At 56.7% G+C, this 25,883-nt stretch carries 23 protein-coding genes, 1 tRNA gene and 1 pseudogene; 11 read left to right on the forward strand and 14 right to left on the reverse strand.

Features of this window, described 5'->3' with window-relative positions; genetic code table 11:
• Positions 1-162 precede the first annotated feature (162 nt).
• On the forward strand, positions 163-1,308 hold the full coding sequence (locus tag IM294_RS08365; RefSeq protein WP_047367634.1) for a porin: 1,146 nt from the start codon (positions 163-165) through the stop codon (positions 1,306-1,308).
• Between the two features lie 122 nt (positions 1,309-1,430).
• On the opposite strand, the gene mnmH is transcribed toward IM294_RS08365, so the two are convergent.
• The 5 genes from mnmH to ppiB form a co-directional block, all read right to left on the reverse strand.
• Positions 1,431-2,501, reverse strand: a complete 1,071-nt coding sequence (gene mnmH / locus IM294_RS08370) for a tRNA 2-selenouridine(34) synthase MnmH (protein WP_126818319.1) — start codon at positions 2,499-2,501, stop codon at positions 1,431-1,433.
• An 84-nt stretch (positions 2,502-2,585) separates the two neighbouring features.
• Entirely contained in the window at positions 2,586-3,653 is a 1,068-nt protein-coding gene (gene purK, locus IM294_RS08375; RefSeq protein ID WP_028012218.1) for a 5-(carboxyamino)imidazole ribonucleotide synthase, read from the reverse strand.
• On the reverse strand, positions 3,650-4,159 hold the full coding sequence (gene purE / locus IM294_RS08380) for a 5-(carboxyamino)imidazole ribonucleotide mutase (protein ID WP_006809824.1): 510 nt from the start codon (positions 4,157-4,159) through the stop codon (positions 3,650-3,652). The genes purK and purE overlap by 4 nt, the downstream gene beginning before the upstream one ends.
• Before the next feature lie 119 nt (positions 4,160-4,278).
• Positions 4,279-5,001 carry a UDP-2,3-diacylglucosamine diphosphatase gene (gene lpxH / locus IM294_RS08385; RefSeq protein WP_126818320.1) on the reverse strand — a complete coding sequence of 241 codons (723 nt, stop codon included), beginning with the start codon at positions 4,999-5,001 and terminating at the stop codon, positions 4,279-4,281.
• A 3-nt stretch (positions 5,002-5,004) separates the two neighbouring features.
• Positions 5,005-5,499, reverse strand: a complete 495-nt coding sequence (gene ppiB, locus IM294_RS08390; RefSeq protein WP_000256009.1) for a peptidylprolyl isomerase B — start codon at positions 5,497-5,499, stop codon at positions 5,005-5,007.
• A 175-nt stretch (positions 5,500-5,674) separates the two neighbouring features.
• Between ppiB and cysS the strand changes: the two genes are divergently transcribed.
• Entirely contained in the window at positions 5,675-7,060 is a 1,386-nt protein-coding gene (gene cysS, locus IM294_RS08395; RefSeq protein ID WP_045260709.1) for a cysteine--tRNA ligase, read from the forward strand.
• Positions 7,061-7,102: 42 nt separating this feature from the next.
• Here cysS and IM294_RS08400 read toward each other — a convergent pair whose 3' ends face one another.
• From IM294_RS08400 to folD, 5 genes are all read right to left on the reverse strand, one after another.
• Entirely contained in the window at positions 7,103-7,624 is a 522-nt protein-coding gene (locus tag IM294_RS08400) for a metal-dependent hydrolase (protein ID WP_028012221.1), read from the reverse strand.
• A gap of 73 nt (positions 7,625-7,697) precedes the next feature.
• The gene (gene malI, locus IM294_RS08405) at positions 7,698-8,714 is read right to left on the reverse strand and encodes a Mal regulon transcriptional regulator MalI (protein ID WP_028012222.1); all 1,017 of its coding nucleotides are present in this window, start codon (positions 8,712-8,714) and stop codon (positions 7,698-7,700) included.
• Positions 8,715-8,797: 83 nt separating this feature from the next.
• Positions 8,798-10,297, reverse strand: a complete 1,500-nt coding sequence (locus tag IM294_RS08410) for a PTS transporter subunit EIIC (protein WP_028012223.1) — start codon at positions 10,295-10,297, stop codon at positions 8,798-8,800.
• Between the two features lie 223 nt (positions 10,298-10,520).
• Positions 10,521-10,733, reverse strand: coding sequence for a ribosome-associated protein YbcJ (gene ybcJ, locus IM294_RS08415; protein WP_126818321.1), 213 nt, complete (start codon positions 10,731-10,733; stop codon positions 10,521-10,523).
• Between the two features lies 1 nt (position 10,734).
• Positions 10,735-11,601 carry a bifunctional methylenetetrahydrofolate dehydrogenase/methenyltetrahydrofolate cyclohydrolase FolD gene (gene folD / locus IM294_RS08420; RefSeq protein ID WP_028012225.1) on the reverse strand — a complete coding sequence of 289 codons (867 nt, stop codon included), beginning with the start codon at positions 11,599-11,601 and terminating at the stop codon, positions 10,735-10,737.
• Between the two features lie 310 nt (positions 11,602-11,911).
• Between folD and fimA the strand changes: the two genes are divergently transcribed.
• The 6 genes from fimA (at position 11,912) to sfmF (ending at position 17,923) form a co-directional block, all read left to right on the forward strand.
• Positions 11,912-12,475 (forward strand): type 1 fimbrial major subunit FimA, encoded by a 564-nt coding sequence (gene fimA / locus IM294_RS08425; RefSeq protein ID WP_028012226.1) that lies wholly within the window; start codon positions 11,912-11,914, stop codon positions 12,473-12,475.
• Between the two features lie 68 nt (positions 12,476-12,543).
• Positions 12,544-13,089, forward strand: a complete 546-nt coding sequence (fimI, locus tag IM294_RS08430; protein WP_028012227.1) for a type 1 fimbrial protein subunit FimI — start codon at positions 12,544-12,546, stop codon at positions 13,087-13,089.
• Positions 13,090-13,123: 34 nt separating this feature from the next.
• Positions 13,124-13,816 carry a type 1 fimbria chaperone FimC gene (fimC, locus tag IM294_RS08435; RefSeq protein ID WP_028012228.1) on the forward strand — a complete coding sequence of 231 codons (693 nt, stop codon included), beginning with the start codon at positions 13,124-13,126 and terminating at the stop codon, positions 13,814-13,816.
• Positions 13,817-13,830: 14 nt separating this feature from the next.
• Positions 13,831-16,392, forward strand: coding sequence for a fimbrial biogenesis usher protein (locus tag IM294_RS08440; RefSeq protein ID WP_041911034.1), 2,562 nt, complete (start codon positions 13,831-13,833; stop codon positions 16,390-16,392).
• Positions 16,385-17,392, forward strand: a complete 1,008-nt coding sequence (gene fimH / locus IM294_RS08445; protein ID WP_041911033.1) for a type 1 fimbria D-mannose specific adhesin FimH — start codon at positions 16,385-16,387, stop codon at positions 17,390-17,392. The genes IM294_RS08440 and fimH overlap by 8 nt, the downstream gene beginning before the upstream one ends.
• Before the next feature lie 9 nt (positions 17,393-17,401).
• Entirely contained in the window at positions 17,402-17,923 is a 522-nt protein-coding gene (gene sfmF / locus IM294_RS08450) for a fimbria assembly protein (RefSeq protein WP_126818322.1), read from the forward strand.
• Between the two features lie 51 nt (positions 17,924-17,974).
• Here sfmF and fimZ read toward each other — a convergent pair whose 3' ends face one another.
• From fimZ to IM294_RS08465, 3 genes are all read right to left on the reverse strand, one after another.
• A complete protein-coding gene (fimZ, locus tag IM294_RS08455) occupies positions 17,975-18,607 on the reverse strand; it encodes a fimbria biosynthesis transcriptional regulator FimZ (RefSeq protein ID WP_126818323.1) in 633 nt (210 codons plus the stop codon).
• An 812-nt stretch (positions 18,608-19,419) separates the two neighbouring features.
• A complete protein-coding gene (locus IM294_RS08460) occupies positions 19,420-20,136 on the reverse strand; it encodes a response regulator transcription factor (protein WP_126818324.1) in 717 nt (238 codons plus the stop codon).
• Between the two features lie 24 nt (positions 20,137-20,160).
• Positions 20,161-20,859 carry an EAL domain-containing protein gene (locus IM294_RS08465; protein ID WP_028012234.1) on the reverse strand — a complete coding sequence of 233 codons (699 nt, stop codon included), beginning with the start codon at positions 20,857-20,859 and terminating at the stop codon, positions 20,161-20,163.
• Positions 20,860-21,137: 278 nt separating this feature from the next.
• Here IM294_RS08465 and IM294_RS08470 point away from each other — a divergent pair.
• A tRNA-Arg gene (locus IM294_RS08470) sits at positions 21,138-21,214 on the forward strand.
• A gap of 15 nt (positions 21,215-21,229) precedes the next feature.
• On the opposite strand, the pseudogene IM294_RS08475 reads toward IM294_RS08470, so the two are convergent.
• Positions 21,230-21,348: pseudogene (locus tag IM294_RS08475) on the reverse strand (hypothetical protein); the annotation flags it as partial.
• A 154-nt stretch (positions 21,349-21,502) separates the two neighbouring features.
• Between IM294_RS08475 and IM294_RS08480 the strand changes: the two are divergent.
• On the forward strand, positions 21,503-23,686 hold the full coding sequence (locus IM294_RS08480; protein ID WP_126818325.1) for a TonB-dependent siderophore receptor: 2,184 nt from the start codon (positions 21,503-21,505) through the stop codon (positions 23,684-23,686).
• 127 nt (positions 23,687-23,813) lie between these two features.
• The gene (locus IM294_RS08485; protein WP_126818326.1) at positions 23,814-25,787 is read left to right on the forward strand and encodes a PhoX family phosphatase; all 1,974 of its coding nucleotides are present in this window, start codon (positions 23,814-23,816) and stop codon (positions 25,785-25,787) included.
• The last annotated feature ends 96 nt before the right edge of the window (positions 25,788-25,883 follow it).

Genomic DNA, 25,883 nt, shown 5'->3' on the forward strand with positions numbered 1-25,883 from the left:
GCACCGGTTTTTATGCCGGTGCATAATGCTTAAATAGCACAAAGTGATAATGCCAACGCATTTAGTAGCACAAAACATTAAAAACCCGCCCACACAGCCCGAAAATTTCCGGTTAATATTCACCAGCTAAATATTTAGCAGCGTGTCTATTAAGGAAAAATAATGACTATAAAAAAATCAGCGCTGGCGGCAACGATCGGCGCGGCAGTGGCATTGACTACTTTTGCATCTCAGGCAGAAATCACCGTACTTAAGCAGGATCCTCAGGCGGGTAACCCGCTGAGCCGCCTGAACTTCACCGTTGGCGGCAGTATTCGTCCTCAGTTCCAGAACATGACCGGCGATGACGGCAAAAACGGCTACAAGCGTAACGGCTTTGACGGCGGTACCCGCTTCCGTTTCGCGGCTGATTACTACCTGTTTGACGACATCAGCTGGATCAGCTACTACGAGCTGGGGGTGAACATTCCGGCGCAGTTTAACTGGGATAACCACTACGCCGACGGCGCGCACGACACCTCACGCCGTATGCTCTACACCGGCCTGAAGAGCGATACCTGGGGTACGCTGACCTTCGGCCAGCAGAACAGCGTGTACTACGATGTGGTGGGCGCGAAAACCGATATCTGGGACTACGACATGATCGGCCAGGCGCCGGGTAACGGGATCAACGGCGACTACGACGGCTCTTACCGTTCACGCCAGATGCTGAAATATAAGAAAACCGTGGGCGATGCGGACATCTATGCATCCTACCTGTTTGAAGACAGCGAATACCTGCCGGGCAACGGTCTGCGCTACAAGCGTAAAGGCGGCGGCTCACTGGGTATCGATTACCACCTGACCACCGATCTGACCTGGGGCGCTGCGTGGAACTACACCCGCGCGGACATGCGTAACCCGGACAACGGCGACAGCAAATCCTACGACCAGAATATTGTCGGTACTGCGCTGAGCTGGACGCCGGACAACTGGACCTTCTCCGCTGGCGGCGGCTGGTACCAGAACTTCCTGACCACCAAAAAAGTGTCTGTTAACGACTACTTTGCGGGCGACGCGTGGGGTATTGAATACTTCGCAGGGTACAAATTCCCAATCGGTCAGTACGCGGTGAAATCCATCCAGCCTTACTTCATGGGTGACCGCATCGAGTACGTGAACGGCCGTAACTACCAGCGCATCGACAACGGCGTGGGTATCAGCTTCCAGCTGGATTACGGTTTCCGCGTGGATTACGAACACGTGTTCACCTCCAGCACCGACAACCTGGGCGACATGAACCTGGTGCGTCTGCGTTACGACTTCTAAGATGTCATGTAGGGTGCGGCCTGATGCCCTCACCCTGACCCTCTCCCACGGGGAGAGGGAAAAAACATTAAAAACGGCAACCCAGGTTGCCGTTTTGCTTTTACCTCGCCACCCGGCTTTTTTTAGCGATTAAGCCACTCGGCAATTTCTGCGAACGTCCCGCGATAGACAATCTTCTCCGCTTTCTTCTCCAGCTGATAGCCGTACATCGGGTCGTAATAGTCCTTCAGCAGCGGTACAAGCCAGCTGAAGTGCGCGTCGGTGCTGCCCGTTCGCTGTTGTTCGGCAAGGGCCGCGTCCAGCAGCGCCGTAAATTCCGCAAAACGCTGTAGCCCAAGCCGACGGCGAATGGCAAACAGGCCGTGGTGCAGGTACTCGCTGTACTCCTTCCAGCCCGCCTCCTCACCGTACGCGGCAGAAAAATCCGCCCACATGTGGTCAAAATACTCTTCGCGCAGGCGCTCAAGTCGGGTTTCAAACGGGTCTTCGACGACAACGATAGGGGCGTCAACCATGCGGTCGCGCAGGCACTCCGGCAGGTGGTTGGAGCCAATCATCCGGCCCTCGTCCTCCAGCACCCAGCGCGCGGCGTCTTTTTTCAATAGCTCAACCGCAAGGTGATTCTCGAAGCTCGCCTGGGAAAGCTGCGGCGTAAGCGTGCGGCCAAACGACGAGCCGCGATGGTGCGCCAGCCCTTCCAGATCGATGCCCTGCGCGTGCTGCTTCACCAGCAGCGTTTTACCGTTGCCGGTACAGCCGCCAATAAGCACCATCGGCTTTTGCGACTGCTCAATGGTGACCTGAATCGCCGTCTGGCGCAGGGCCTTATAGCCGCCGCGGATCAGCGGGTAGTCGATGCCAGCCTCTTTCAGCCAGGCCTGAGAGATATGCGAGCGCTGACCGCCACGCGCACAGCAGAGATAGCCCTCGGGGTGCGCAAGGCTGGCTTCGCTCCAGGCGTTAATGCGCGCCTCCCGCGTCTCGCCGCTCACCAGGCTATGGCCGAGCGCCAGCGCGGCGTCGGGTCCCTGGCGCTTATAGCAGGTACCGACGGCGGCACGCTCGTCGTCGTTCATTAAGGGCAGGTTGAGTGCGGCGGGCATCGCACCTTGGGCAAATTCGATCGGCGCGCGAACGTCGATTAAAGGGGTATCAGACGCGAGGATCGCGCGATAGTCCGTTCCATCGTTCATGGTGATTCCAGAAGAAAACTCAGCAGCAATGGGCGGGGATTGTACGCCGGGGAAGGGGAAGGTCAACTCCCCGGCGCAGATGTCTTACTTGAGCTTTGACTGTGCCCAGACAATTCCGCTCGCGTATTCTGGCGGCAGGAGAGGAACGATCGCCTCCAGGGTGGCGCTCAGGCGGTCGGTATCGCTGTCGTTCAGGTTGAGATGACCCACTTTACGACCCGCGCGAACCTCTTTGTCATACCAGTGCAGATGCACCAGCGGCAGCTTCAGCCAGTCGTAGTTCAGATCGGTCCCGATCAGGTTGATCATCACCGACGGGCTGTTAACGACGGGCTGTGGCAGCGGCAGGTCGGTGATGGCACGCAGGTGCAGTTCGAACTGGCTGATAGAGGCGCCGTTTTGCGTCCAGTGGCCGCTGTTGTGCACGCGCGGCGCCAGCTCGTTGATCAGCAGGCCCGACGGCGTGACGAAGCACTCCATCGCCATCACGCCCACGTAGCCCAGCTCGTGCATGATGGCAGAAAGCATCTCTTCCGCCTGCGCCTGCTGGTCGGCATTGGCGTGCGGGAAGGCGACGCTGGTGCGCAGAATGCCGTCCTGATGCAGGTTATGCGTCAGCGGGTAAAACACAGTGCGACCATCGTGCCCGCGTGCGCCAACCAGCGACACTTCGCCGCTGAAGTTGATGCCCTGCTCAACGATGCACTCGCCGTAGCAGTCGTCCGGCAGCTCGGCGGTGTCGCCTGCGCGCAGGCGCCACTGGCCGCGGCCGTCGTAGCCACCCACGCGGCGCTTCACAATCGCCAGCTCGCCCAGCATGGCGAAGACGTCATTCCACTCGCTTTTATCAGACAGGAGCTGCCACGGGGCGGTTGCGAGGCCCAGCTTGTCGAACAGCTGCTTCTGCGTCAGACGGTCGGCAATGATCGGGAACACGTCGCGGTTCACGAAGGCGTTATGGCGCGCCAGCTCGCGGGTCAGGGCGGTTTCCGGCCAGCGTTCAATTTCGGCGGTGATCACGCTCTGATGGAACGGCACCGCTTCCGGCTCGGCGTCCAGCCCGACGGGCCAGACGGCAATCCCCAACGGTTCGCCAGCCTGACGCAGCATGCGGCCCAGCTGGCCGTTGCCGAGGACGCAAACCTGCTTCATGCCGCACCCCGCGGGTCCGGGTTATCCAGCACCTCGTCGGTCTGGGCTTTACGCCACTCCGCCAGGCGCTGGTGTAAATCTTTGTCGTGCGTTGCAAGAATTTGCGCGGCCAGCAGGGCGGCGTTCGCCGCGCCCGCTTTGCCAATTGCCAGCGTACCGACAGGAATACCGCGCGGCATCTGGACGATGGAGTAGAGGCTATCGACACCGCTTAACGCGGCGCTTTGTACCGGGACGCCCAGAACCGGCACCAGCGTTTTGGCGGCAATCATGCCCGGCAGATGTGCTGCGCCGCCCGCACCGGCAATAATCACCTCATACCCGTTCTCTTCGGCGCTTTCGGCGAAGCTGAACAGTTTGTCCGGCGTACGGTGTGCGGAAACCACTTCAACGTGGTGCGGAACATTCAGGATTTCAAAGATTTCGGCGGCGAACTGCATGGTAGCCCAGTCGCTTTTGGACCCCATCACGATGGCGACACGCGCCGGATTATTGCGGGAAGACATGCGTCTTAAAACTCCTGTGGTGCGAAACACACTGCTTTCGAGGGCACAGAGAATAGCATGTTATACGGGCAAGGAAAACGGTTGCGTGGCTGAGAAACAAGCGAAACGACGAGAAAACGTTAAAACGGAAAAGCGATCAGTTCGACACCGTCGGGAGTGACTTTGACCATCGAACCCTCAGTATGCCATGCGCCCAATACCACGCGATGGGCCGGTCCACCGTTGGCGCTCAGAGAATGCACGTCAGGGCGATGGGTATGACCGTGGATCAGCCACTGAACGCCATGCTTTTCCATCACGCTCACCACAGCTTGCGGATTGACGTCCATGATGGTCAGGGATTTACTGCTGTTGGCGGCTTTGCTGCCCGCACGCATTCTGGCGGCGATGCGGTTGCGGATAAACAGCGGCAGGGCAAGGAACACCTTCTGGATCCACGGGGTGTGGACCTTGGCGCGAAACGCCAGGTAGCCGGTATCGTCGGTGCAGAGCGTGTCGCCGTGCATGATCAGTACCTTGCGGCCATAGAGATCGAGCACCTGCTCTTCCGGCAGCAGCGTCATACCGCTTTCGCGGGCATAGCGCTTGCCGAGCAGGAAATCACGGTTGCCGTGAATGAAGTAGCAGGGGACGCCGGAATCTACCAGCGTTTTAATGGCTGCAGCCATTTCACGGTGCAGCGGGTTAGGATCGTCGTCGCCAATCCAGGCTTCAAAGAGATCGCCCAGGATGTACAGCGCGTCGGCGCCTTTCGCTTCACCGCGTAAAAAACGCAGAAAACCGGCGGTTATCGCCGGTTCTTCTGTTTGCAGATGCAGATCCGCAATAAAGAGTGTCGCCACGAATTACTCGCTGACGGTCACGCTTGTAATCACAACGTCTTCTTTAGGAACGTCCTGGTGCATGCCGCTGCGGCCGGTAGAGACGGCTTTGATCTTATCGACCACGTCCATACCTTCAACCACTTCTGCGAACACGCAGTAGCCCCAACCCTGCAGGCTTTCGCCGGAGAAGTTCAGGAAGTCGTTGTCCGCTACGTTGATGAAGAACTGCGCGGTGGCAGAGTGAGGCGCCTGAGTACGGGCCATTGCCAGCGTACCGCGGGTGTTTTTCAGACCGTTGTTCGCTTCGTTTTTGATCGCCTCTTTGGTCTCTTTCTGACGCATGCCAGGCTCGAAACCGCCGCCCTGGATCATAAAGCCGTTGATCACGCGGTGGAAAATAGTGTTGTTGTAGAAACCTTCGCGGCAGTAGTCCAGGAAGTTTTTAACTGTTTCAGGCGCTTTGTCATCAAAGGTCTTGATTACGATATCGCCATGATTAGTGTGGAAAGTAACCATTTTTGCATCCTGTTCCGTTATTGTGGTACGTCGACCCGCCTTCGGGTCATATATAGGGGCTTGTTATAGCATAACCACAGGACGCGATCACCTTGCATTGTGTGCTGATCCTATTCCGAATTATGGGTATTATATGGAACAAACAACTCACACACGTGTTTACATGGAATCTTCGATGTTAAAAATCTTTAATACAATGACGCGCCAGAAAGAGGAATTTAAACCTATCCATGCCGGGGAAGTCGGCATGTACGTGTGTGGTATTACGGTTTACGATCTCTGTCATATCGGCCATGGCCGTACCTTTGTTGCGTTCGACGTGGTCTCTCGCTACCTGCGCTTCCTGGGCTATAACCTGAAGTACGTGCGTAACATCACCGACATCGACGACAAAATCATCAAGCGCGCTAATGAAAACGGCGAAAGCTTTGTTGCGCTGGTGGATCGCATGATTGTTGAGATGCACAAAGATTTTGATGCCCTCAATATTCTGCGTCCGGACAGCGAGCCGCGTGCGACCCACCATATCCACGAAATTATCGAGATCACCGAAAAGCTGATCGAACGCGGTCACGCCTATGTGGCAGACAACGGCGACGTGATGTTCTCCGTGCCGACGGACCCAACCTACGGCGCGCTTTCCCGTCAGGACCTGGACCAGCTGCAGGCCGGCGCGCGCGTCGACGTGGTTGACGTGAAGCGTAACCCGATGGACTTCGTGCTGTGGAAGATGTCCAAAGAGGGCGAACCAAGCTGGCCATCCCCGTGGGGCGAAGGCCGTCCGGGCTGGCACATTGAATGTTCAGCGATGAACTGCAAGCAGCTGGGCAACCATTTCGACATTCACGGCGGCGGTTCGGATCTGATGTTCCCGCACCACGAAAACGAAATTGCGCAGTCCACCTGTGCCCACGGCGGCGAGTACGTTAACTACTGGATGCACTCCGGGATGGTGATGGTTGACCGCGAGAAGATGTCGAAATCGCTGGGCAACTTCTTCACCGTGCGCGACGTGCTGAAGTATTACGATGCGGAAACCGTGCGCTACTTCCTGATGTCTGGCCACTATCGTAGCCAGCTGAACTACAGCGAAGAGAACCTGAAGCAGGCGCGTTCGGCGCTGGAGCGTCTGTACACCGCGCTGCGCGGCACCGACAAATCTGTGCCTGCGGCGGGCGGCGAAGCGTTCGAAGCGCGCTTCGTTGAGGTGATGAACGACGACTTCAACACGCCGGAAGCCTACTCCGTGCTGTTCGACATGGCGCGCGAAGTGAACCGCCTGAAGTCAGAGGACATGGCAGCGGCGAATGCGCTGGCATCTCATCTGCGTAAGCTCTCTTCCGTGCTCGGCCTGCTGGAGCAGGAGCCAGACGCGTTCCTGCAAAGCGGCGCGCAGGCAGACGACGGCGAAGTGGCAGAAATTGAAGCGCTGATCAAGGCGCGTCTGGAAGCGCGTCAGGCCAAAGACTGGGCGGCGGCAGATGCGGCGCGTAACCGTCTGACCGAGATGGGCATCATTCTGGAAGACGGCCCGCAGGGGACGACCTGGCGTCGTAAGTAAGTCTGTAACGCCCGGTGGCGCTAACGCTTACCGGGCCTACTTTTACCTTCTTTTCCACCACAACATCCCCATCAGCACCACCCCCGGTAGCCACACCCACAGCAGTTCCGAGATAATGACCTCATGCCCGTACGGCGTGGCGTAGCGCGATAGCGCAAACGGCGCGACCTTAATCACCTGCCACGGCGCAAAGAAGCGCTCGTCTGACCACGGCCACAGCCAGCCGACGCCTTTTCCGCCGGTGGTAACGGAATCCAGCAGGCTGTGCGACAGCAGTGAAACGGTTAAGAACAGCCAGCAGCGCGTCAGGCTGGCCCGGAACCATCGTCGGCCAATCAGCACGCAGAGTATCGGTACCGCAAAGGCAAACAGCAGCGAATGGGTAAAGCCGCGGTGGCCGAAAATATTCCCGTAGGCGACGCCGAATTTGAACGCCAGCACGTCGGCGTCCGGCAGCATGGCGAGCACGATCCCGGCAAACAGCAGGCGGGGAGGGATGACTTTCGTTCCCAGACCTAAGCCCAGGCAAAGGGGAACAGCAGCGTGAGTGATAACGGTAGGCATTGCAATTATCCATGGCAAATCACGGCAATATAGCAGCGAATCCGCTGCAGCAAACCTGTGTCAAATTCTGATTTTACGCCGACTCGCGGGCGATAAGCTGCCCGGACAGCGTAATGCGCTGGGTTTGCAGATCCGGCTCCTTCAGCTTGCGGATAATCAGCCCCGCCGCCTGTCGTCCTGTTTCATCGCTGGCCGAAGAGACATAGGTGAAGGAAGGGGAGGTGAGGTTGACGTGGAGCATATCTTCAAAACCGATCAGCGCCACCTGCTGGGTCAGGAACACGTCTTTCCCCACGGTGCGGCCCACCTGGTGAATGCCGGAAATGGAGCCGATCATCGCATCCGGGGAGTGGCAAAGCAGGGCGGTGATGGAGCTGTTTTTCTCCAGCAGCTGGCGCGTTGCCATCGCGGCGGCCTGGGTGTCGTCGCTGCAGGCCGGTGAATAATCATCGCGCCAGACCAGCCCGTTTTGCGTCATCGCGCTGCGAAAGCCGAGCAGGCGCTGCTCGCGGATAAGACAGCCCTCGCGCCCGCCAATGTAGGCGATCGTGCGGTGTCCGCGTTCGATAAGATAGCGTGCGGCAAGGTTCGCTGCCTGGCGATTATCGCGCATGACCAGATTGCATTTTTCGTCCAGCAGAGACTGCGAGACCGCCACCAGCGGCAGCGGGCACTGGCGGATCTGCTCCGGTAAAGCGGCGTTACGGGTGTCAGACGCCAGATAAATAACGCCCGCGACGCCCTGCTGCTTAAACGACAGCAGGGTCCGTTCCAGATGTTCCTGGTCGTTCAGCGGCTGGCCGAGAAACACCATATAACCCTGCTTCTCCAGCTCCTGAACGATGCTCGCCATCACCTTGATGGAAAAGCTGTCGCTGAAGTCACGCAGGATCAGGCCGATAAGATTGGAGGTGTTGGCGCGGAGGTTGGCAGCGGCAACGTTATGAACATAGCCCAGCGTCGTGATGGCGGCATTGACCTTCTCGATCGTCGCCTCTGAGATTTTCCCTTTCTGACGTAGCACCAGCGACACGGTAGAGACCGAGACGCCCGCGTGCTTTGCGACATCAATGATGCTGACTTTCTTCAAAACCGCTCCCTGAAATTTACCGATTATCAGCCGGATAAAACACGTCTCCCAGCGTACAGGAGACGTGTCGTTCAGGCATCTTATTATTTGCCGATCATGGTGGACATGGTCTGGGCGATAAACTGTGCTCTGGCACCGAAAATCACCTGGATCCCGTTGTCGCCGACGAAGACCACGCCGCGTGCGCCAAGCCCGTTCAGTCCGTCCCTGTCCACCGCATCGCTCTTCGCCACTTCCAGACGCAGGCGGGTGATGCAGGAGCCGACGGAGTCAATGTTCTGCGCGCCGCCCAGCAGGCCGATGATTTCGGTGGCAAGTTCGGAATCGGACTTGTCATTCGCGCTGGCGGTCACCTCCGTACGGCCCGGCGTTTTCACGTCGAAACGACGGATCACGAAGCGGAACGTGAAGTAGTAAATCAGCGCCATCGGAATGCCGATGATAATGGCACTCAGGAAGTTGGTCTGATAGCCGTTAAACGACGGCAGGATCCCGAACGACAGGTAGTCGATAAAGCCCGCCGAGAACGATTTGGCGATATGCGCGTGCAGCAGGTACATGGTCATGTACGCCAGGCCCGCCATGATGGCGTTGAAGACGTACAGAATCGGCGCCACGAAGATAAAGGTGAACTCTACCGGCTCGGTGATCCCCGTCAGGAAGCAGGTGAGGGCAGCGGAGAACAGAATACCGGCCGCGATTTTCTTATTCTTCGTATGCGCTTCGTGGTACATCGCCAGGCATGCCGCAGGCAGCGCGAACAGCATCAGCGGGAACTCGCCCTGCATGAACTTACCGGCGTTCTGGTAGGTGTCGCTGCTGAAGGATTTCACCCCCTCTTCGAGCATCTTGAACCAGATGGTCTGGTCACCGTGGATCACCTGGCCCGCCTGGGTGGTGTAATCCCCGAACGAATACCAGAAGGACGGATACCAGATGTGGTGCAGGCCGAGCGGGATCAGCGCGCGCTCCACCAGCCCGAAGATAAAGGTCGATGCCGCCTGGTTATCACCGTTTACGATCACTGAGAGCGCGTCGATACCGGCCTGAATATGCTGCCAGACGTACGGTAGCAGCAGCCCCATCAGGAAAGAGAGGAACGCCGTGGCGATCGCCACAAAGCGCTTCCCGGAGAAGAAGCCGAGGAACTCCGGCAGCTGCATGGTGTGGAAGCGGTTGTAGCACCAGGCTGCGAGAATGCCGCAGATAAGCCCGCCGAAGACGCCCATCTGCAGCGTCGGGATGCCGACCACCATGGCATATTTTCCGCCCTGTGAGGCCATTTCCGGCGTGATGCTTAATACGGTGCTGATGGTGATGTTGGTGACAAACACCGACACCGCCGCCGAGAGTGCTGCAATGCCGGATTCCGAGGCCAGACCGACAGCAGAGCCGATGGCAAACAGCATCGGCAGGTTATCAAAGATAACCCCGCCAGCGTTCATCATTAGCGGCAGGTGGAACTTATCGCCGAAGGCCAGCAGCAGGCCCGCAGCGGGAAGCAGTGAAATTGGCAGCATTAAGGCGCGACCAATCATCGATAACTTAGACAGCGATTTAACAAACCCTGATATCAGACTCATGCTGATTTCCCCCGAGTAGCGCTTTTTAAGCGCTGTTATTGTAAGTAGAACGTTTTAGTAGAACGTTCTACTTATCGTGGGGAAAGAGTGAAAAACGCGCAACTGAAATCTCACCTTTCAACAGATGAAATAGTGATTATTTGAAGTTGATCGATAAATAACCGTGATGGATATGGGGGGATTTTTGATCCCCTCTCCCCTTTGGGGAGAGGGTGAGGAGGACTCAGGCCGTCACGGTCACGCTCTGCCCTTCAAAGCTCACGGTCTGGCCGGCGACAATTTTGCAGCGCTTGCGGGTTTCCACCTCGCCGTCGACTAAAACCCGCCCGTCGGCGATAACGATTTTCGCCTGCGCGCCGCTTTCGCTCCAGCCTTCAAGCTTGAGCAGATCGCACAGCTCAACGTGCGGGTGTTTGCCTAATGAAAATGTGGCCATTTTATGCTTCCTCTACATCGTGGTACTCTTCGCATGCCTGCAAAGTATTCTGAATCAGCGTTGCTACAGTCATCGGGCCAACGCCGCCCGGCACTGGCGTAATGTAAGAGGCGCGAGCCGCCGCATCTTCGTACACCACGTCGCCGACCACTTTGCCGTTTTCCAGACGGTTAATCCCGACGTCCACGACAATCGCGCCCTCTTTGATCCACTCGCCCGGAATAAAGCCCGGCTTGCCGACCGCGACGATCAGCAGATCGGCGTTTTCAACGTGGTGACGCAGGTTTTTGGTAAAGCGGTGGGTCACGGTGGTGGTGCAGCCGGCCAGCAGCAGCTCCATGCTCATCGGACGGCCCACGATATTGGACGCGCCGATGACCACGGCGTTCAGGCCGTAGGTGTCGATGTTATAACGCTCCAGCAGCGTCACGATGCCGCGCGGGGTGCACGGGCGCAGACGCGGCGCGCGCTGGCACAGGCGGCCCACGTTGTACGGATGGAAACCGTCGACGTCTTTATCCGGCGCGATACGCTCCAGTACCTTCACGTTGTCGATGCCCGCAGGCAGCGGCAGCTGAACCAGAATGCCGTCGATCTCTTTATCGGCATTCAGGGTGTCAATAAGTTCCAGCAGTTCCGCTTCGCTGGTGGTTTCCGGCAAATCGTAAGAGCGGGAGACGAACCCCACCTCTTCACACGCTTTGCGTTTGCTGCCGACATAAATCTGTGATGCCGGGTTGCTGCCAACCAGCACAACGGCCAGCCCGGGAGCGCGTTTTCCGGCGGCTTTACGCGCCTTCACTTTTTCCGCGACCTCAGAGCGCACCTGCTGCGCAATCGTTTTACCGTCAATAATCTTTGCTGCCATCAGAGAGAAGATTCCGTCTGTAACGTTTGAAAGGGGGGATTGCCTGTATTTTGTCAGAAGCGAGCGCCGCTGTCAGTCACCCTTTACGAGTTTTCATCCGTGAGGCGCAAAAACCCTTCTTAAGTGATGGTCAATTTCTTAGACGGGATTAGGATGTGACCTGGCGAAATGGCAGTGTTTTGACATATTTAAAAATTACATCCTGAGCTACTTTGTCTCCTCCGAAATAAGTTTTCAATTATGCAATTGAACGTATTTCTTATTCCCGATTTTTCGCGGGAAGGGTTATTTACATTTTAAAGGAATAGACATGAAACTCAGCAACATTGCTTCTTCTGTTATTGCAACACTGGCCCTGGTCGCGGGTGCCGCTAATGCAGCCGATCCCGTTACGCCGGTTACCGTAAATGGCGGTACCGTGCATTTTAAAGGTGAACTGGTTAATGCTGCTTGTTCAGTAAATACCGATTCTTCCGAGCAGACGGTTAATCTCGGTCAGTATCGTACCGCGAAATTCACCAAAGTGGGCGACACCACCTCTAATATTCCGTTCAACATTGAACTGAATGACTGCGATCCGCTGGTTGCGAAAACCGCTGCCGTTGCTTTCACCGGCCAGATCGACGCGACCGACAAAACCCTGCTGGCCGTGACGTCCGGTAACAACGACAACACCGCGAAAGGCGTGGGTATCGAGATCCTCGACAGCAAATCTAGCGTGCTGACCCCGGACGGTGCCACCTTCTCTGCCGCGAAAGACCTGATTAAAGGGACTAACACCCTGCAATTCACCGCGCGCTACAAATCTACGGCTGCAACCACCGAGCCAGGCCAGGCGAACGCTGACGCCACCTTCGTAATGAAATACGAATAATACCCTCGCACAGGGATGTTCAGGCCTCAGGGACGAGGCCCGTCATACGCTACTGCCAGGAACGAAGGATGACAAGGACTGGAACACTACTGCTGTTAACCCTTGCGATGGCCTGCCCGGCATCGGCGCATACCGTGGTGATCGAAGGCGGCAAGGTGCATCTTCGTGGGGAGCTGGTAAACGGCGGCTGCGCCGTGGCGCCCGACAGCCAGAATATGCGCATCGACATGGGGCAGTACCGAACCAATTCATTTTCCGGTGTGGGCAGCTTTTCAACGGTTAATGTGCCGTTCACCGTGCGGCTGCTGGACTGCAGCGTGGATGTCTCCCGCATCGTGGGGATCCAGTTTCAGGGCGTGACGCCCGCGGAAGATCCGCAGGTTTTTCTGGCGACATCGCGGCCAGGTGAAACGCCTGTCAGCAGCGGCGTGGGGCTGGCGCTTTTTGATGAGCAGCAGCGTCAGATTATCCCGAATGCGACGGCCGTCAGCTGGTTGCCCGTGAATACCAGCGAGCTCGCATTTCATTTTAGCGCCCGCTATCGCGCTATTTCCGAACACCTCGTGCCAGGCAATATTCAGTCGGATGTCTGGTTTACGTTGATTTATCCATAACACCTGCGAACACATTATTAAAGGTACGGTTTTGATGAATATGCTAATTAAACCAGGACTGCTTTTATCGTTTATTTTAATGATGGTTTCTGCTTGCGCGAATGCTTCCGGCGGTATTGCGCTGGGGGCCACGCGCGTTATTTATCCGGCGGATGCGAAGCAAACGTCGCTGGCGATCACCAACAGCAATAAACAAGAACGCTACTTAATTAACGCGTGGATCGAAAATGCCAGCGGGCAAAAGGAAAAAACCTTTGCCGTCACGCCGCCGCTGTTCGTTAGCGAGCCGGACAGCGAAAACACGCTGCGTATTATTTACGCCGGGCCCGCGCTGCCCGCCGATCGCGAATCGCTCTTTTACATGAACGTGAAGGCGATCCCGTCAGTGAACAAAGCGAAAACAGAAAACAATAACGTGCTGCAGCTGGCGATCCTTTCGCGCATCAAGCTGTTTGTGCGCCCGAATAACCTGGCGATGCAGCCGGATGAGGCGCTTTCCCAGCTGCGCTTTGAGCGCGTGGGGAACCATCTCAAAGTCAGCAACGCCTCGCCGTATTACATCACTCTGGTCAACCTGAAGCTGGGCGGTCAGACGCTGGAAAACCTGATGGTCGCGCCGAAAAACTCGGCTCAGCAGGTGCTGCCTGCCGGGGCTGGCGGTACGCTCTCCTGGCAGAGCGTGAATGACTACGGTGCCATTACACCGGCGCGCAGCGTCAACCTGTGAGCAGAGTCAGGGCGATGAAAAACCACCAGGGACGTTACTGCCCGGTTGCACTGGCGCTGATGGCCGCGCTCTGGCCGCAGGCTGGCTGGAGCGAAAGCTACTTCAACCCGGCCTTCTTATCCGACGACACCGCCAGCGTGGCGGATTTGTCGCGTTTTGAACAGGGGCACCAGCAGGCACCCGGCATCTATCGCGTGGATATCTGGCGTAACGATGAGTTTATCGGCACCCAGGACGTGCGTTTTGAACAGGCCGAGAACACGCCGCCGGTGGCGGGCGGCCTGTCGCCGTGCATTACGCGCGCGATGCTCGATCGCTTTGGCGTCAACGTTGCCGCATTTCCCGAGCTGGCGAAGGTGCAGGGTGAAACGTGCGTTCCATTGACCACGGCTATTCCCGGCAGCGAAACGGTATTTAACTTTGCTTCACAGCGCCTGAACGTCAGCCTGCCGCAGGTGGCAATGCAAAACAGCGCGCGAGGCTATATTCCGCCTGAACAGTGGGATGAAGGCATTCCCGCCGCGCTGGTGAACTACAGCTTTACGGGCAACCGGGGAAGCGAAGACGACAGCTATTACCTGAACCTGCAGAGCGGGCTGAACTATGGTGCCTGGCGTTTACGCAACAACGGCGCATGGCGCTACACGCAAAATAACGGGAAGCGGCGCAGCGAGTGGCAGAATATTGGCACCTGGGCGCAGCGCACCGTTATCCCACTGAAAAGTGAGCTGGTGCTGGGCGACAGCAACACCGGGAATGACGTTTTCGACAGCGTCGGTTTTCGCGGCGGGCGGCTCTATTCGTCTGACAGCATGTACCCCGACAGCCTGCAGGGTTACGCGCCGACCGTACGCGGTATTGCCCGTACGCCTGCCAAAGTGGTGGTTCGCCAGAACGGCTACGTTATCTATCAAAGCTACGTCCAGCCCGGCGCGTTCGCCATTACCGATCTTAACCCGACCTCCTCCAGCGGTGACCTTGACGTCACGGTGGAAGAGAAAGACGGCAGCCAGCAGCGCTACACCGTGCCGTACTCCACCGTGCCGCTCCTGCAGCGTGAAGGGCGCTGGAAATATGACCTCGTGGCGGGGGATTACCGCAGCGGTAACAGCGACCAGGATACACCGTTCTTCGCCCAGGGCACCCTGATTACCGGCCTTGCTAACGGCTTTACGCTCTATGGCGGCACCCAGCTGGCGTCACGCTATACCGCAGTGGCCGTCGGTGCCGGGAAAAACCTCGGTGACTGGGGCGCAGTCTCCGTCGATATCACCCACGCCCGCAGCCAGCTCGCGGACGACAGCAAACATGAAGGGCAATCGCTGCGTTTTCTGTATGCAAAATCGCTGAACGGGTTTGGCACCAACTTCCAGCTGCTGGGCTACCGCTACTCAACGAAGGGGTTTTACACCCTGGACGACGTGGCCTGGCGCTCAATGGAGGGCTACCAGTATGCCGATAGCCAGGACGATAACGATGTGCCGGACGTGCAGAGCTATCACAACCTGACGTGGAATAAAAAAGGCCGCTTCCAGCTCAACATTTCCCAGTCGCTGGGGGATTACGGCTCGGTCTATATCTCCGGGAGCGAGCAAACCTACTGGGGGACGGACGAAACGAACCTCTGGTATCAGCTGGGCTACGCGGGGGGCGTGAAGGGGATCAATTACTCCCTGTCATGGTCGTGGAACAAATCCGTCGGGATCGACGGTACCGACCGGATCGCGTCGTTTAACGTCTCTGTGCCGTTTAGCCTCTTTACTCGCCAGGGCTATCGCCGGGACAGTGCGATCGATCGCGCCTATGCCACCGCATCCGCCAGCCGAAACAGCGATGGCGACACGAGCTGGCAAACCGGCGTCAGCGGCACGCTGCTTGAGGACCGCAACCTGAACTACAGCGTGACCCAGGGACACGCCAGCACCAACGGCTCAAGCGGAAGCGCCAGCGCCAACTGGCAGGCAACCTACGGCACGCTGGGCGTGGGCTACAACTATTCCCGCGATCAGCACGATCTCAACTGGCAGCTCTCCGGTGGGGTGGTTGGCCATTCAGACGGCGTGACCTTCAGCCAGCCGCTGGGCGATACCAACGTGCTGATTAAGGCGCCGGGGGCATCAGGCGTCAGCGTGGAAAACCAGACCGGCGTGAAGACCGACTGGCGAGGCTACGCGGTCATGCCGTACGCCACTGTCTACCGCTACAACCGCGTGGCGCTGGATACCAATACCATGAGCAACAACACCGACATCGAAAACAACGTGAGCAGCGTGGTGCCGACAAAAGGCGCGCTGGTCCGCGCCAGCTTTGATACCCGCATTGGCGTGCGCGCCCTGCTGACGGTAACGCGCGGCAACCAGCCGGTGCCGTTCGGCGCCGTGGTGCGCGAAACCCAGAGCGGCGTGACCAGCATGGTGGGGGATGACGGGCAAATTTACCTGAGTGGGCTGCCGCTGGAAGGCGAACTGCTGGTCCAGTGGGGTAACGGGGCGCAGTCCCAGTGCCGCGCGCCTTACAGCTTGCCTGAAAAGAGCCTGCAACAGGCGATCACACTTAAGGGGATCCGCTGTGATTAAAATCCATATCTTTGCCTTGTCGCTTCTGGCACTCCTGCCCGCGACAAACGCGTTAGCCACCGTGTGCGTCAATGAAAAGGGCGTGCCGACGGAGGTGCATTACGACCTGACGGATAAATTCAACAGCTCGAATAACCAGGTTGGGCAGGTTGTCACCCTCAGCGAGAAATCGCAGTGGGTGGGGGTAAACGCCGTCTGCCCGAAGGGCACCGTCGGGAATACCACCAAGCGCAGCTACGTGACGGATTACCCGATCACCGGGACCAGCGATGGCTATCAGTATCTGAAGCTTAACGACTATCTGGACGGGGCGATGAAGATCACGGATAGCTATGCTGGCGCGTTTTATCCACCCAAAAACTATATCCAGATGGGGAGCCATCCGAACGTTTCAAAAAACAAACCGTTTGGCGTGCAGGATTCCAGCCTTATTTTCCGTCTTAAGGTGACCCGACGCTTTATCAATATGGTGGTGATCCCGCGTGCCACCATGTTCCGCGTTTACGTCACCACCACCTCCTCCGATCCGTTGACCACGCCGGTCTACACCATCAGCTACAGCGGAACCATTCAGGTGCCGCAGAGCTGCGCCATCAACGCCGGCAATGTGGTTGAATTTGATTTCGGCGACATTGGCGCCTCCCTGTTCAGCAAGGCGGGCGTGGGTAACAAGCCGGAGGGCGTCTCATCGCAAAGCAAAACCATCGCGATTAAATGCACCAACGTGGAGGCAAACGCTATGCTGACGATGCGCGTCGAGGCTGAAAAGGTCTCCAATAATGTGGTGGTGTCGGATAACCCGGATGTGGGGTTTATCATTGCCAACGAGAGCGGTGCGCCGCTCACGCCTAACAACCTGACGAGCAAAATTCCGTTCCGCCTGGACGACAGCGCGCAGGCGCAGGTGGGGATCCGGGTCTGGCCGGTGAGCGTGACGGGCAACAAGCCAGCGGAAGGACGCTTTACCTCGCGCGGATATTTGCGTGTGGATTACGACTAAGGAGCAGACATGCGAAACGGGATCCGTTTTATCACCGTGGCGCTCTTTGCGCTTTGCACCCAGGCTCAGGCGGAAACCGCATTGGGCGAAATTAATATTCGGCTCTACGGCAATATTGTCGATTTCACCTGCGCGGCTGAGGGTAACGATAGCGACAAAACGGTCACGCTGGGCACCTGGCCCACGAAGCAGCTCAACACCACGGGGAGCCGCACGCAGCCTATGCCCTTCACGCTGAAGCTGACCGGCTGTCCGCCCGGGGCGGCGTCCATTACGTTCTCGGGTAAGGCTGACGGGAGCAATAGCGGGTTGCTGGCGCTGAATGATGCCAGTACAGCGAGCCACGTCGCCGTCGAGATCAGGGATGCGGATAAAACGCGTCTGGCGCTTCAGCAGGCCAGCCAGCCGGTCACGGTTGATGCACAGGGGAATGCGACCCTATCATTTTATGCCAATTATATTGCCACGGCCGATAACCCTCAGCCCGGACGGGCTGATGCGGATGCTACCTTCATGATTAATTATAATTAGCACTGACCGCACTCCCTGCAGCTCGGATAAACTGCAGGGAGTGAATTCAGGTTATAGCAGCTCGTGTGCTTTGGCGTAATCTATTAATTCCACGATGCTTTGTACGCCAAGCTTGGAATAAATATTGGATTTGTGCGCGCTGATGGTCTTATTGCTTAACAGTAACTGTTCAGCAATCTCCTTATTGGATAATCCATTCGCCAGATAACGTAATACCGTGACCTCGCGATTCGATAATGGCATATCCGCTGCCATCCCTTTTCCCGAACCCATATGGTTTATAAAATTCAGCGTTTCCGACGGGAAAAAAGAATAGCCCATCAGAATCATCTCTACGGCGTTGTAGATCTCACCCAAATCTTTTCGTTTACTGACGAAGCCGTTGGCCCCGGCGCGAATCGCACGACCCGCGTAAAATAACTCTGATTTAGAGGAGAGGAACAGAATCTTAATGTCTTTGTTTAAGTTTCTGATTCTCTTCAGTAAAGAGAAGGCGTCTGTGCCCGTAAGTTCGATGTCAAGGATCACCAAATCGATAGGATGATTGCGAATACAGTCAAGAACTTCATGGCTATCGCCAGACTTAAGCTTGACTGTGATATTTTTATTTTTCTGTAGCAGGACCTCTATCGACATTCTGACGATAGGATGTTCGTCCATAATGATAACGGATGCCGGTTTCATTTTTAATGCCTCAGATTGTTAAAAGCGTTATGCAGAGTTTTGTAAAACTCTCGAAATGCCGGAAGGATATAAAGTGCAGATCCCTATACCGTAGTATTTCCCTGGAAAGAGCGAAAGCATCCTTGTTTACGTAATGAAAAGAACAGTGCCTCAGCGCGGTCATCTCATTTGGCTGGTGTTGGCAAAAAGATTTTTCTTATTCAGATTTGGTACGCATCTTATTATACAGAGTAAGTTTTTTCCGAAAACCCTGTAAATTAGTCTCCGCTTATTGGTTTGTATTATCTTCTGGATCTTAATGGCTATGTTTTTAAATTTAGCGGAAATATCCTGTTATCCCATTTACCGCATCTTTTCATCTTTATGTAATAACAAAAAATAACAGATGTCTCTTTATGTTGCGTAATTGTTAATAAAAAAGGCCGCCGATTCGGCGGGCGACCCAGGGTCAAAGAGGCGAAAAAGTGCCCTCGCAAGGTGCCAAACCTTCATCTGAAAGTGCTTAAGGCGCATCAACGTCACGCCATCATCGCGCAGGAGAACATGCTATCCACTTTGCTTTCCGCTCCTGGAGAGTGAAGCGAAGCTGCTTGTTTTTACATCATTATCATCTTATTAACGCCCTCTGCATTCACTTAACGGATGGAGGAAAGTGCTGCCTTTGGTTCATTCTGTGACATTTCACATGGTTCCGAACCATAAATTAGGAATAGTTATAAAATCGAATACATTGTTAAAATTTAACCATTTCATAACATGCGTGATAAGTAAATTCCTAAAGCGCTTTAGGAAATAAGAAGTTAGTGCGTAAGTTAAAACGTGCAATCAGAGAGGTTATTAAGAAGGTGTAACAATTCCTGGCGATGGCTCAGCCCCAGCTTAAGCAGGATGCAACTGAGACGATAGATAATGCGGCTATAGGGGCGATTCTGCAGAAGGGCAATCTGACGCAGCGTCTTACCGCGGGCAAGCTCCTGCAAAATGGGCCATTCATTGCGGGAAAACCAGTCTTTATCGGACCCCTGCGGTGGGCGGGCATCCATCAGGCTGTGCTGAAGCCCTGCCGCGTTCATCTGACGTTCCAGCACGTGAAAAGGCCCCGCCGCTTTGCAGAAGAGACGGGTATCATAATTATCTGCCCGGACCAGTAGCCACGGCGTCAGGAAGGGGGGATACAGGCTATGCCTTCTTAACTGATCCAGCTGATCAATCAGCCCGTTGGAACGGCTTTCTACATCCACCACCAGACGCGCTGAAGGCCATTGTGCCTGAGCGCCGAGCGCATCATCCAGTGAGATATAGTCGCAACAGCTGCTCAGGGGAAACTGCCCATTGAGAAAACCGGTGCGCAGAAAATGATCCTCCGTGACCAGAATGATAAACGGAGCGTCGGTTTTTCGGGGCTGGCTGATGGACTGGCTCAAAAACTCGAGCCGGTCGAAAAAGGGGGGAGCAAAAGGTGAGCGCGTAAATCCCAGTGCATCACTTCCTGTACGCCGCCGCCGGTAACGGCGCACTGTCATTCGCATGGTCTCCCTCCTGGAAATGGCTCTTTAATCCTCCGGCCATGTCCAGGACGGCCAGTAATATCCCTGGCCGAGATCTGCGCCTGCCTGCAGTGCCCAGGTGCGATCGCGTTCAGTCTCAATACCTTCGATGAGCACGCTCCCGGCCAGCTGAAAGCAACGTGAAACCAGCTGCCTCAGCGCGGGTGTGGCGCGTAAACGCCAGAATGCGCCCTTATCAATTTTGATGCCGTTCAACGGTAATCGACAAAATAAAAACGGCTGAATGACCGTTTCGTCGATGTCATCCAGCCATATACTGTGCCCCTGTTCCCGGAGTTTCGACAGGTTTTGAATGACGCGCTGCTTCTGTGCGGCAGAGAAAGCCAGAAAGGCAGAGAGATCAACAATCTCGATATTCAGCGGCGTGTTTTTCAGATTGATGAGCCGCTGAAAAGACGCTGGCTCTGTCATAACGGTTATCGGCAGATTAATAAAAAGGTTATTACCGTGCGGCGTCTTTTTTAGTGCGGCAAGCTGCGCTTCAAGCAGCGTCATTGACCAGCCTGCCGACTGATGGCGAAAAAAATCCTCGCTGTGCTGCGTTTCGGACAGAATGCTAAGCACCTCCACGCCAACCTGACGCTGAGAGGTGAGGGCGACGACAGGCTCCAGTTTGATGCCGACGATGTCCTGAGAAATAAACTGTAATCGGGGGGGCGTATCGAACGGGTTTTGCGCTGTCACTCCATTGTCCTGTTGTCTGTCAGCCTCCAGGCGGCCGGGAAACCTCGCTCTAGTGTGACGAGCCGACGAGCAGGAAAACAGCAGGCGTTACTTAAATACAACTAAGCCTTTTCGCAGCGCTAAATTTTACGGTGAAACAGCGAGAAATGTTGAGAAAATAGCCGTATTTACAATCGGCTAGCGGTAATTGCCCCCGAAAACGGAAAAGGCATTGACTCACCTGCCATTGACCGTATAATTCTTCGCGTTTCACCACCGCGAAGTTCACTCTTCTCAGTGCGCCCTTAGCTCAGTTGGATAGAGCAACGGCCTTCTAAGCCGTAGGTCGTAGGTTCGAATCCTACAGGGCGTGCCATTTAGAAACAGGCACTTACGCCAGTTTCAAACCATCCTGATTTTCTCCTTGTGTCGTATTTGCGTCATGGTTGCCAAAATGGCATCAATTTTCCGTGCGTGTTCACTTAAATGGTTCAGCGCAAGGTGAGCATCCCCTTTTATCACGCATTAATTTGAGCAGGATCCTGCAGAGATTTGCGCTTGCCAAAGCATAGATAATGCGTATAGTTCTCATTTGCATTGCAACCAATATATTCTAAAGCCCGTCCACGGGCTATTTTTGCGCGCACTTTCAAACGAGTTAACGATGAACAACACCAAAATGCACAAAACGCTGCTGGCGCTCGCCATTGGCGCGGTTACACATTCCGCCTGGGCGGCAGAGGATAAAAAAGAAGACACCATCGTTGTGCAGTCTGCACCTGCCGGTGACTTTAAACCCGGTGGCGACCAGCTGGTGCCGGCCTTCCTTGACGGACAGGTGGCGAACGGCGGGCGAATGGGGATGCTCGGCCAGCAGAACGCCATGGACGTGCCGTTCAACATCATCAGCTACACCTCAAAACTGGTGGAAGATCAGCAGGCGAAAACCATTGCTGATGTGGTCGCCAACGACGCGGGCGTGCAGTTTGTGCAGGGTTACGGCAACAGCGCAGAAACCTTCCGCATTCGCGGCCTGAAGTTTGACGGCGACGACATGACCTTCGGTGGCCTCTCCGGCGTGCTGCCGCGTCAGGTGGTGGATGCCCAGATGGTTGACCGCATTGAGATCTTCAAAGGGGCCAACTCCCTGATGAACGGCGCGGCAAGCTCGGGCGTGGGCGGGATGATCAACCTTGAGCCTAAACACGCGGGCGACACCCCGCAGGCGAAAGTGGGCGTGGACTACACCTCGGATTCCCAGATTGGCACCACCCTGGATGCGGGGCGTCGCTTTGGCGATAACGACCAGTTCGGCGCGCGCGTGAACCTCGTGCATCGTGAAGGGGAAACCGGCGTACCGAACGATCGCCGCCGCACCACGCTGCTCTCCACCGGCCTGGACTACAAAGGCGACCGCTTCCGCACCTCGCTGGATCTGGGCTATCAGAAAAAAACCTTCCACGGCAGCCCGACCAGCGTCAACATCTCGGCGGTGGACTTCGTGCCAGAACCGCCGAAAAACGATCGCAACTTCTCGCAGAAGTGGGCCTACAGCGATATCGAAAACGAGTTCGGGATGTGGCGCAGCGAGTACGACATCACCGATAGCTGGACCGCCTATACCGGCCTCGGCGCGCAGCACGCGCACGAAGAAGGGATCTACAGCGCGCCGAAGCTGGTGGACAAGAGCGGTAACGCAACGGTCAGCCGTCTGGATACCAACCGCATCAGCGATTCCGTCAGCGGGATGGCGGGCATTCGCGGCAACTTCAACACCGGCTTCGTCTCGCACAAGGTCAACGTGGGGTACTCCGCAATGACCAAAAACGAAAAAATCGCCTGGAAAATGTCGGCGGCGAAGGATAACCCGACCACCAACATCTACCACAACACCGGCGTGGATATGCCGGACAGCACCAACTTCAACGGCTCCGGCGGTAAATACAGCGATCCGCTGACCAGCGGGCGCACCCGCACCCAGGGCTGGCTGCTGAGCGATACCCTGGGCGTGCTGGATGATAAATTGCTGTTCACCGCCGGCGCACGCCATCAGAAGGTGGTTATTCGCGGGTACAACAAAATCACCGGCGCGGAAAACGACGCGGACGGTTTCGACGGCAGCCGCTGGATGCCAACCTACGGCGTGGTTTACAAACCGTGGGAAGAAATTTCCCTCTACGCCAACCACACCGAAGCGCTGCAGCCGGGCAAAACCGCACCTAATACCGCCACCAACTACGGCCAGAGCACCGGCATCGTTCACTCTAAGCAGAACGAAGTGGGCGTGAAGGCGGACTTCGGGCGCGTGGGCGGCTCTCTGGCGCTGTTTGAGATTAAAATGCCCTCGGCGATCCTCGATGCTAACAATCACTACGGCCTGGATGCGGAGCAGCGTAACCGTGGCGTGGAGCTGAACGTCTTCGGCGAGCCGATGCTCGGGATGCGTCTGAATGCCAGCGCCACCTGGCTGCAGGCGGAGCTAACCAAAACCAAAAACGGCGTGAACCAGGGCAACGATGCGATCGGTATTCCGAACTTCTACGCCGTGCTGGGCGCGGAGTACGACATCAAGCCGGTTGACGGCCTGACAGCGACCGCGCGCGTGAACCACTCCGGCACGCAGTATGCCGATCTCGCGAACAGCAAAAAGCTGGATAGCTACACCACGCTGGATCTGGGCATGCGCTATCGCTTCGCGGTGAACCACAACGCAAACCAGATGACCGTGCGCGCGGGCATCGACAACGTGACCAATGAGAACTACTGGGCCAGCGTGGACGATTCCGGTACCTACATCACTCAGGGCGAACCGCGAACCTTTAAGGTCTCGGTTGGCTACGAGTTCTAAGCGTTCCACCTCGTTATCCGGGGCACGGATGCCCCCATCCTTCCGTCATCGTGTTATAAAATTGTAATAAAAGCTTCTTACACTGGTCGCCAACTCTTTACCTCTTGGCCAATGACAGGAAGCCGCTATGGGCAGACCCCTCAAATCCGTTTTTAAAAAAGAACATCGCGACGACATCGCTAACCGCAGCGCAAACCCGGTATTCTCCGAGGTGGCGGAGGTGTTCCTCTCCCGCCGCCGTTTTCTCCAGATGGGGGCCGTTGCGGGGGCCGCCGTATCATTCCCGTTTCTGATCAAACCTGAGAACGCCATTGCCGCGCTATCGAAACCTTCCGCGCTGGCAAAAGCGGTTTCCCTGGGCTTTACCAGCATCGACGTCTCTACCGAAGATACGGTCAGGGTGCCGGAAGGCTATATTGCCCGCCCGTTCTATCGCTGGGGTGACCCGACGGGGATCAAAAACAACATGCCGGCCTTTAAGCCGGACGCCAGCAACACCACGGACGAACAGGCCGTGCAGGCGGGCATGCACCACGACGGCATGGCGTGGTTTAGCCTGCCGCAGGGGGAGCAAAACCCGGAGCATGGCCTGCTGGCGATGAACCATGAATACATCGACAACGGGATGCTGTTTACCGACGGTACGGCGAACTGGAGCCTCGACAAAGCCCGCAAGGGGCAGAACGCGATGGGCGTTTCGGTGGTGGAAGTGAAAAAAGCGGGCAGCGGCTGGGAGGTGGTTCGTCCGTCTTCGTTCGCGCGCCGTATTACCGTCAATACGCCGATGCAGCTTACCGGTCCGGCGCGGCATCAGGACTTAATGAAAACCGCCGCCGACCCGCAGGGGGAGCGCGTGCTGGGCACCATGCAAAACTGCGCCAACGGCCACACGCCGTGGGGCACCTACCTCACCTGCGAGGAGAACTGGTCGGATATTTTTGTCAAAAAAGCCGATCTCAATCCGCTGGAAAAACGCTACGGCATCAGCGACAGCGATGAATCCTACCGCTGGAACGAGGTGGACGAGCGGTTCAGCGTCGATAAAACTCCTAACGAACCCAACCGTTTCGGCTGGGTCGTGGAGATCGATCCCTACGACCCCACCTCCACACCGCGCAAGCACACCGCCCTGGGCCGCTTTAAGCATGAGGGGGCAGCCGTCACGCTCGCCGCCGATAACCGCGTGGTGGTCTACATGGGGGACGATCAGAAGTTTGAGTACATCTATAAGTTTGTCTCGGACAAAAAATACGATCCCGCGAACCGTGAAGCCAATATGCAGCTGCTGACCTCCGGCACGCTGTACGTCGCCAGGTTCAACGAGGACGGGAGCGGAGACTGGCTGCCGCTGATCTTCGGGCAAAATGGCCTGGATAAAAGCAAAGGGTTTGAAAGCCAGGGCGATCTGCTGATTAAAACCCGCCTGGCGGCCGACGCGGTGGGGGCGACCAAAATGGATCGCCCCGAATGGATAGCCGTCGATCCGCACGCCAGCGGCAGCGTCTACTGTACGCTCACCAACAACAGCGATCGCGGGAAAGAGGGGAAAGCGCCGGTGGATGCCGCCAACCCGCGCGCCAACAACGTGTTTGGGCATATCATGCACTGGCACGAAGACGGCGCGGACCCTGCTGCCGCGCGCTTTAAGTGGGATATTCTGGTCATGGCCGGACGCACCGACGGCGACGATCCGAAGGCCAAAGGCTCCATGCAGGGCGCGGCATTCGGCAGTCCGGACGGACTCTCTTTCGATCATCAGGGCGTCCTGTGGATCCAGACCGACGTCTCCTCCAGCACCATCAATAAGAAAGCGTACGAGGGGATGGGCAATAACCAGATGGTGGCGACCATTCCGGGCACCAACGAGTATCGCCGTTTCCTGACCGGGCCGCGCGGGTGTGAGATCACCGGCATTGCGTTTACGCCGGACAACCGCACGCTGTTCATCAACATTCAGCATCCGGGGGAGGGCGGGGATGATATTACCGACCCGGCCAACCCTCGAGCTGTTTCCAACTGGCCGGACGCCAGCCCGAACGGACGCCCGCGATCGTCCACGGTGGTGATCGTTAAAGCGGACGGCGGAATTATCGGGTCGTGACGTTTATCCGCCGGGCGCACGCGCTGGCCCGGCGTTAAGCTTGCTACCACCAGCATGAAGTGTTAAAACGTGCCCCTTCTAAAAAAGAGACAGGGG

Origin of the sequence: Enterobacter cloacae complex sp. P43RS (genome assembly GCF_014930585.1) — a bacterium.
Classification (GTDB): domain Bacteria; phylum Pseudomonadota; class Gammaproteobacteria; order Enterobacterales; family Enterobacteriaceae; genus Enterobacter; species Enterobacter bugandensis.

Bases quoted from the DNA above. Each gene is read 5' to 3' on its own strand.
- IM294_RS08365 (WP_047367634.1), top strand. From the start codon at position 163: ATGACTATAAAAAAATCAGCGCTGGCGGCAACGATCGGCGCGGCAGTG.
- mnmH (WP_126818319.1), bottom strand. From the start codon at position 2,501: ATGAACGATGGAACGGACTATCGCGCGATCCTCGCGTCTGATACCCCT.
- purK (WP_028012218.1), bottom strand. From the start codon at position 3,653: ATGAAGCAGGTTTGCGTCCTCGGCAACGGCCAGCTGGGCCGCATGCTG.
- purE (WP_006809824.1), bottom strand. From the start codon at position 4,159: ATGTCTTCCCGCAATAATCCGGCGCGTGTCGCCATCGTGATGGGGTCC.
- ppiB (WP_000256009.1), bottom strand. From the start codon at position 5,499: ATGGTTACTTTCCACACTAATCATGGCGATATCGTAATCAAGACCTTT.
- cysS (WP_045260709.1), top strand. From the start codon at position 5,675: ATGTTAAAAATCTTTAATACAATGACGCGCCAGAAAGAGGAATTTAAA.
- IM294_RS08400 (WP_028012221.1), bottom strand. From the start codon at position 7,624: ATGCCTACCGTTATCACTCACGCTGCTGTTCCCCTTTGCCTGGGCTTA.
- IM294_RS08410 (WP_028012223.1), bottom strand. From the start codon at position 10,297: ATGAGTCTGATATCAGGGTTTGTTAAATCGCTGTCTAAGTTATCGATG.
- ybcJ (WP_126818321.1), bottom strand. From the start codon at position 10,733: ATGGCCACATTTTCATTAGGCAAACACCCGCACGTTGAGCTGTGCGAT.
- folD (WP_028012225.1), bottom strand. From the start codon at position 11,601: ATGGCAGCAAAGATTATTGACGGTAAAACGATTGCGCAGCAGGTGCGC.
- fimA (WP_028012226.1), top strand. From the start codon at position 11,912: ATGAAACTCAGCAACATTGCTTCTTCTGTTATTGCAACACTGGCCCTG.
- fimI (WP_028012227.1), top strand. From the start codon at position 12,544: ATGACAAGGACTGGAACACTACTGCTGTTAACCCTTGCGATGGCCTGC.
- fimC (WP_028012228.1), top strand. From the start codon at position 13,124: ATGAATATGCTAATTAAACCAGGACTGCTTTTATCGTTTATTTTAATG.
- IM294_RS08440 (WP_041911034.1), top strand. From the start codon at position 13,831: ATGAAAAACCACCAGGGACGTTACTGCCCGGTTGCACTGGCGCTGATG.
- sfmF (WP_126818322.1), top strand. From the start codon at position 17,402: ATGCGAAACGGGATCCGTTTTATCACCGTGGCGCTCTTTGCGCTTTGC.
- fimZ (WP_126818323.1), bottom strand. From the start codon at position 18,607: ATGAAACCGGCATCCGTTATCATTATGGACGAACATCCTATCGTCAGA.
- IM294_RS08460 (WP_126818324.1), bottom strand. From the start codon at position 20,136: ATGCGAATGACAGTGCGCCGTTACCGGCGGCGGCGTACAGGAAGTGAT.
- IM294_RS08480 (WP_126818325.1), top strand. From the start codon at position 21,503: ATGAACAACACCAAAATGCACAAAACGCTGCTGGCGCTCGCCATTGGC.
- IM294_RS08485 (WP_126818326.1), top strand. From the start codon at position 23,814: ATGGGCAGACCCCTCAAATCCGTTTTTAAAAAAGAACATCGCGACGAC.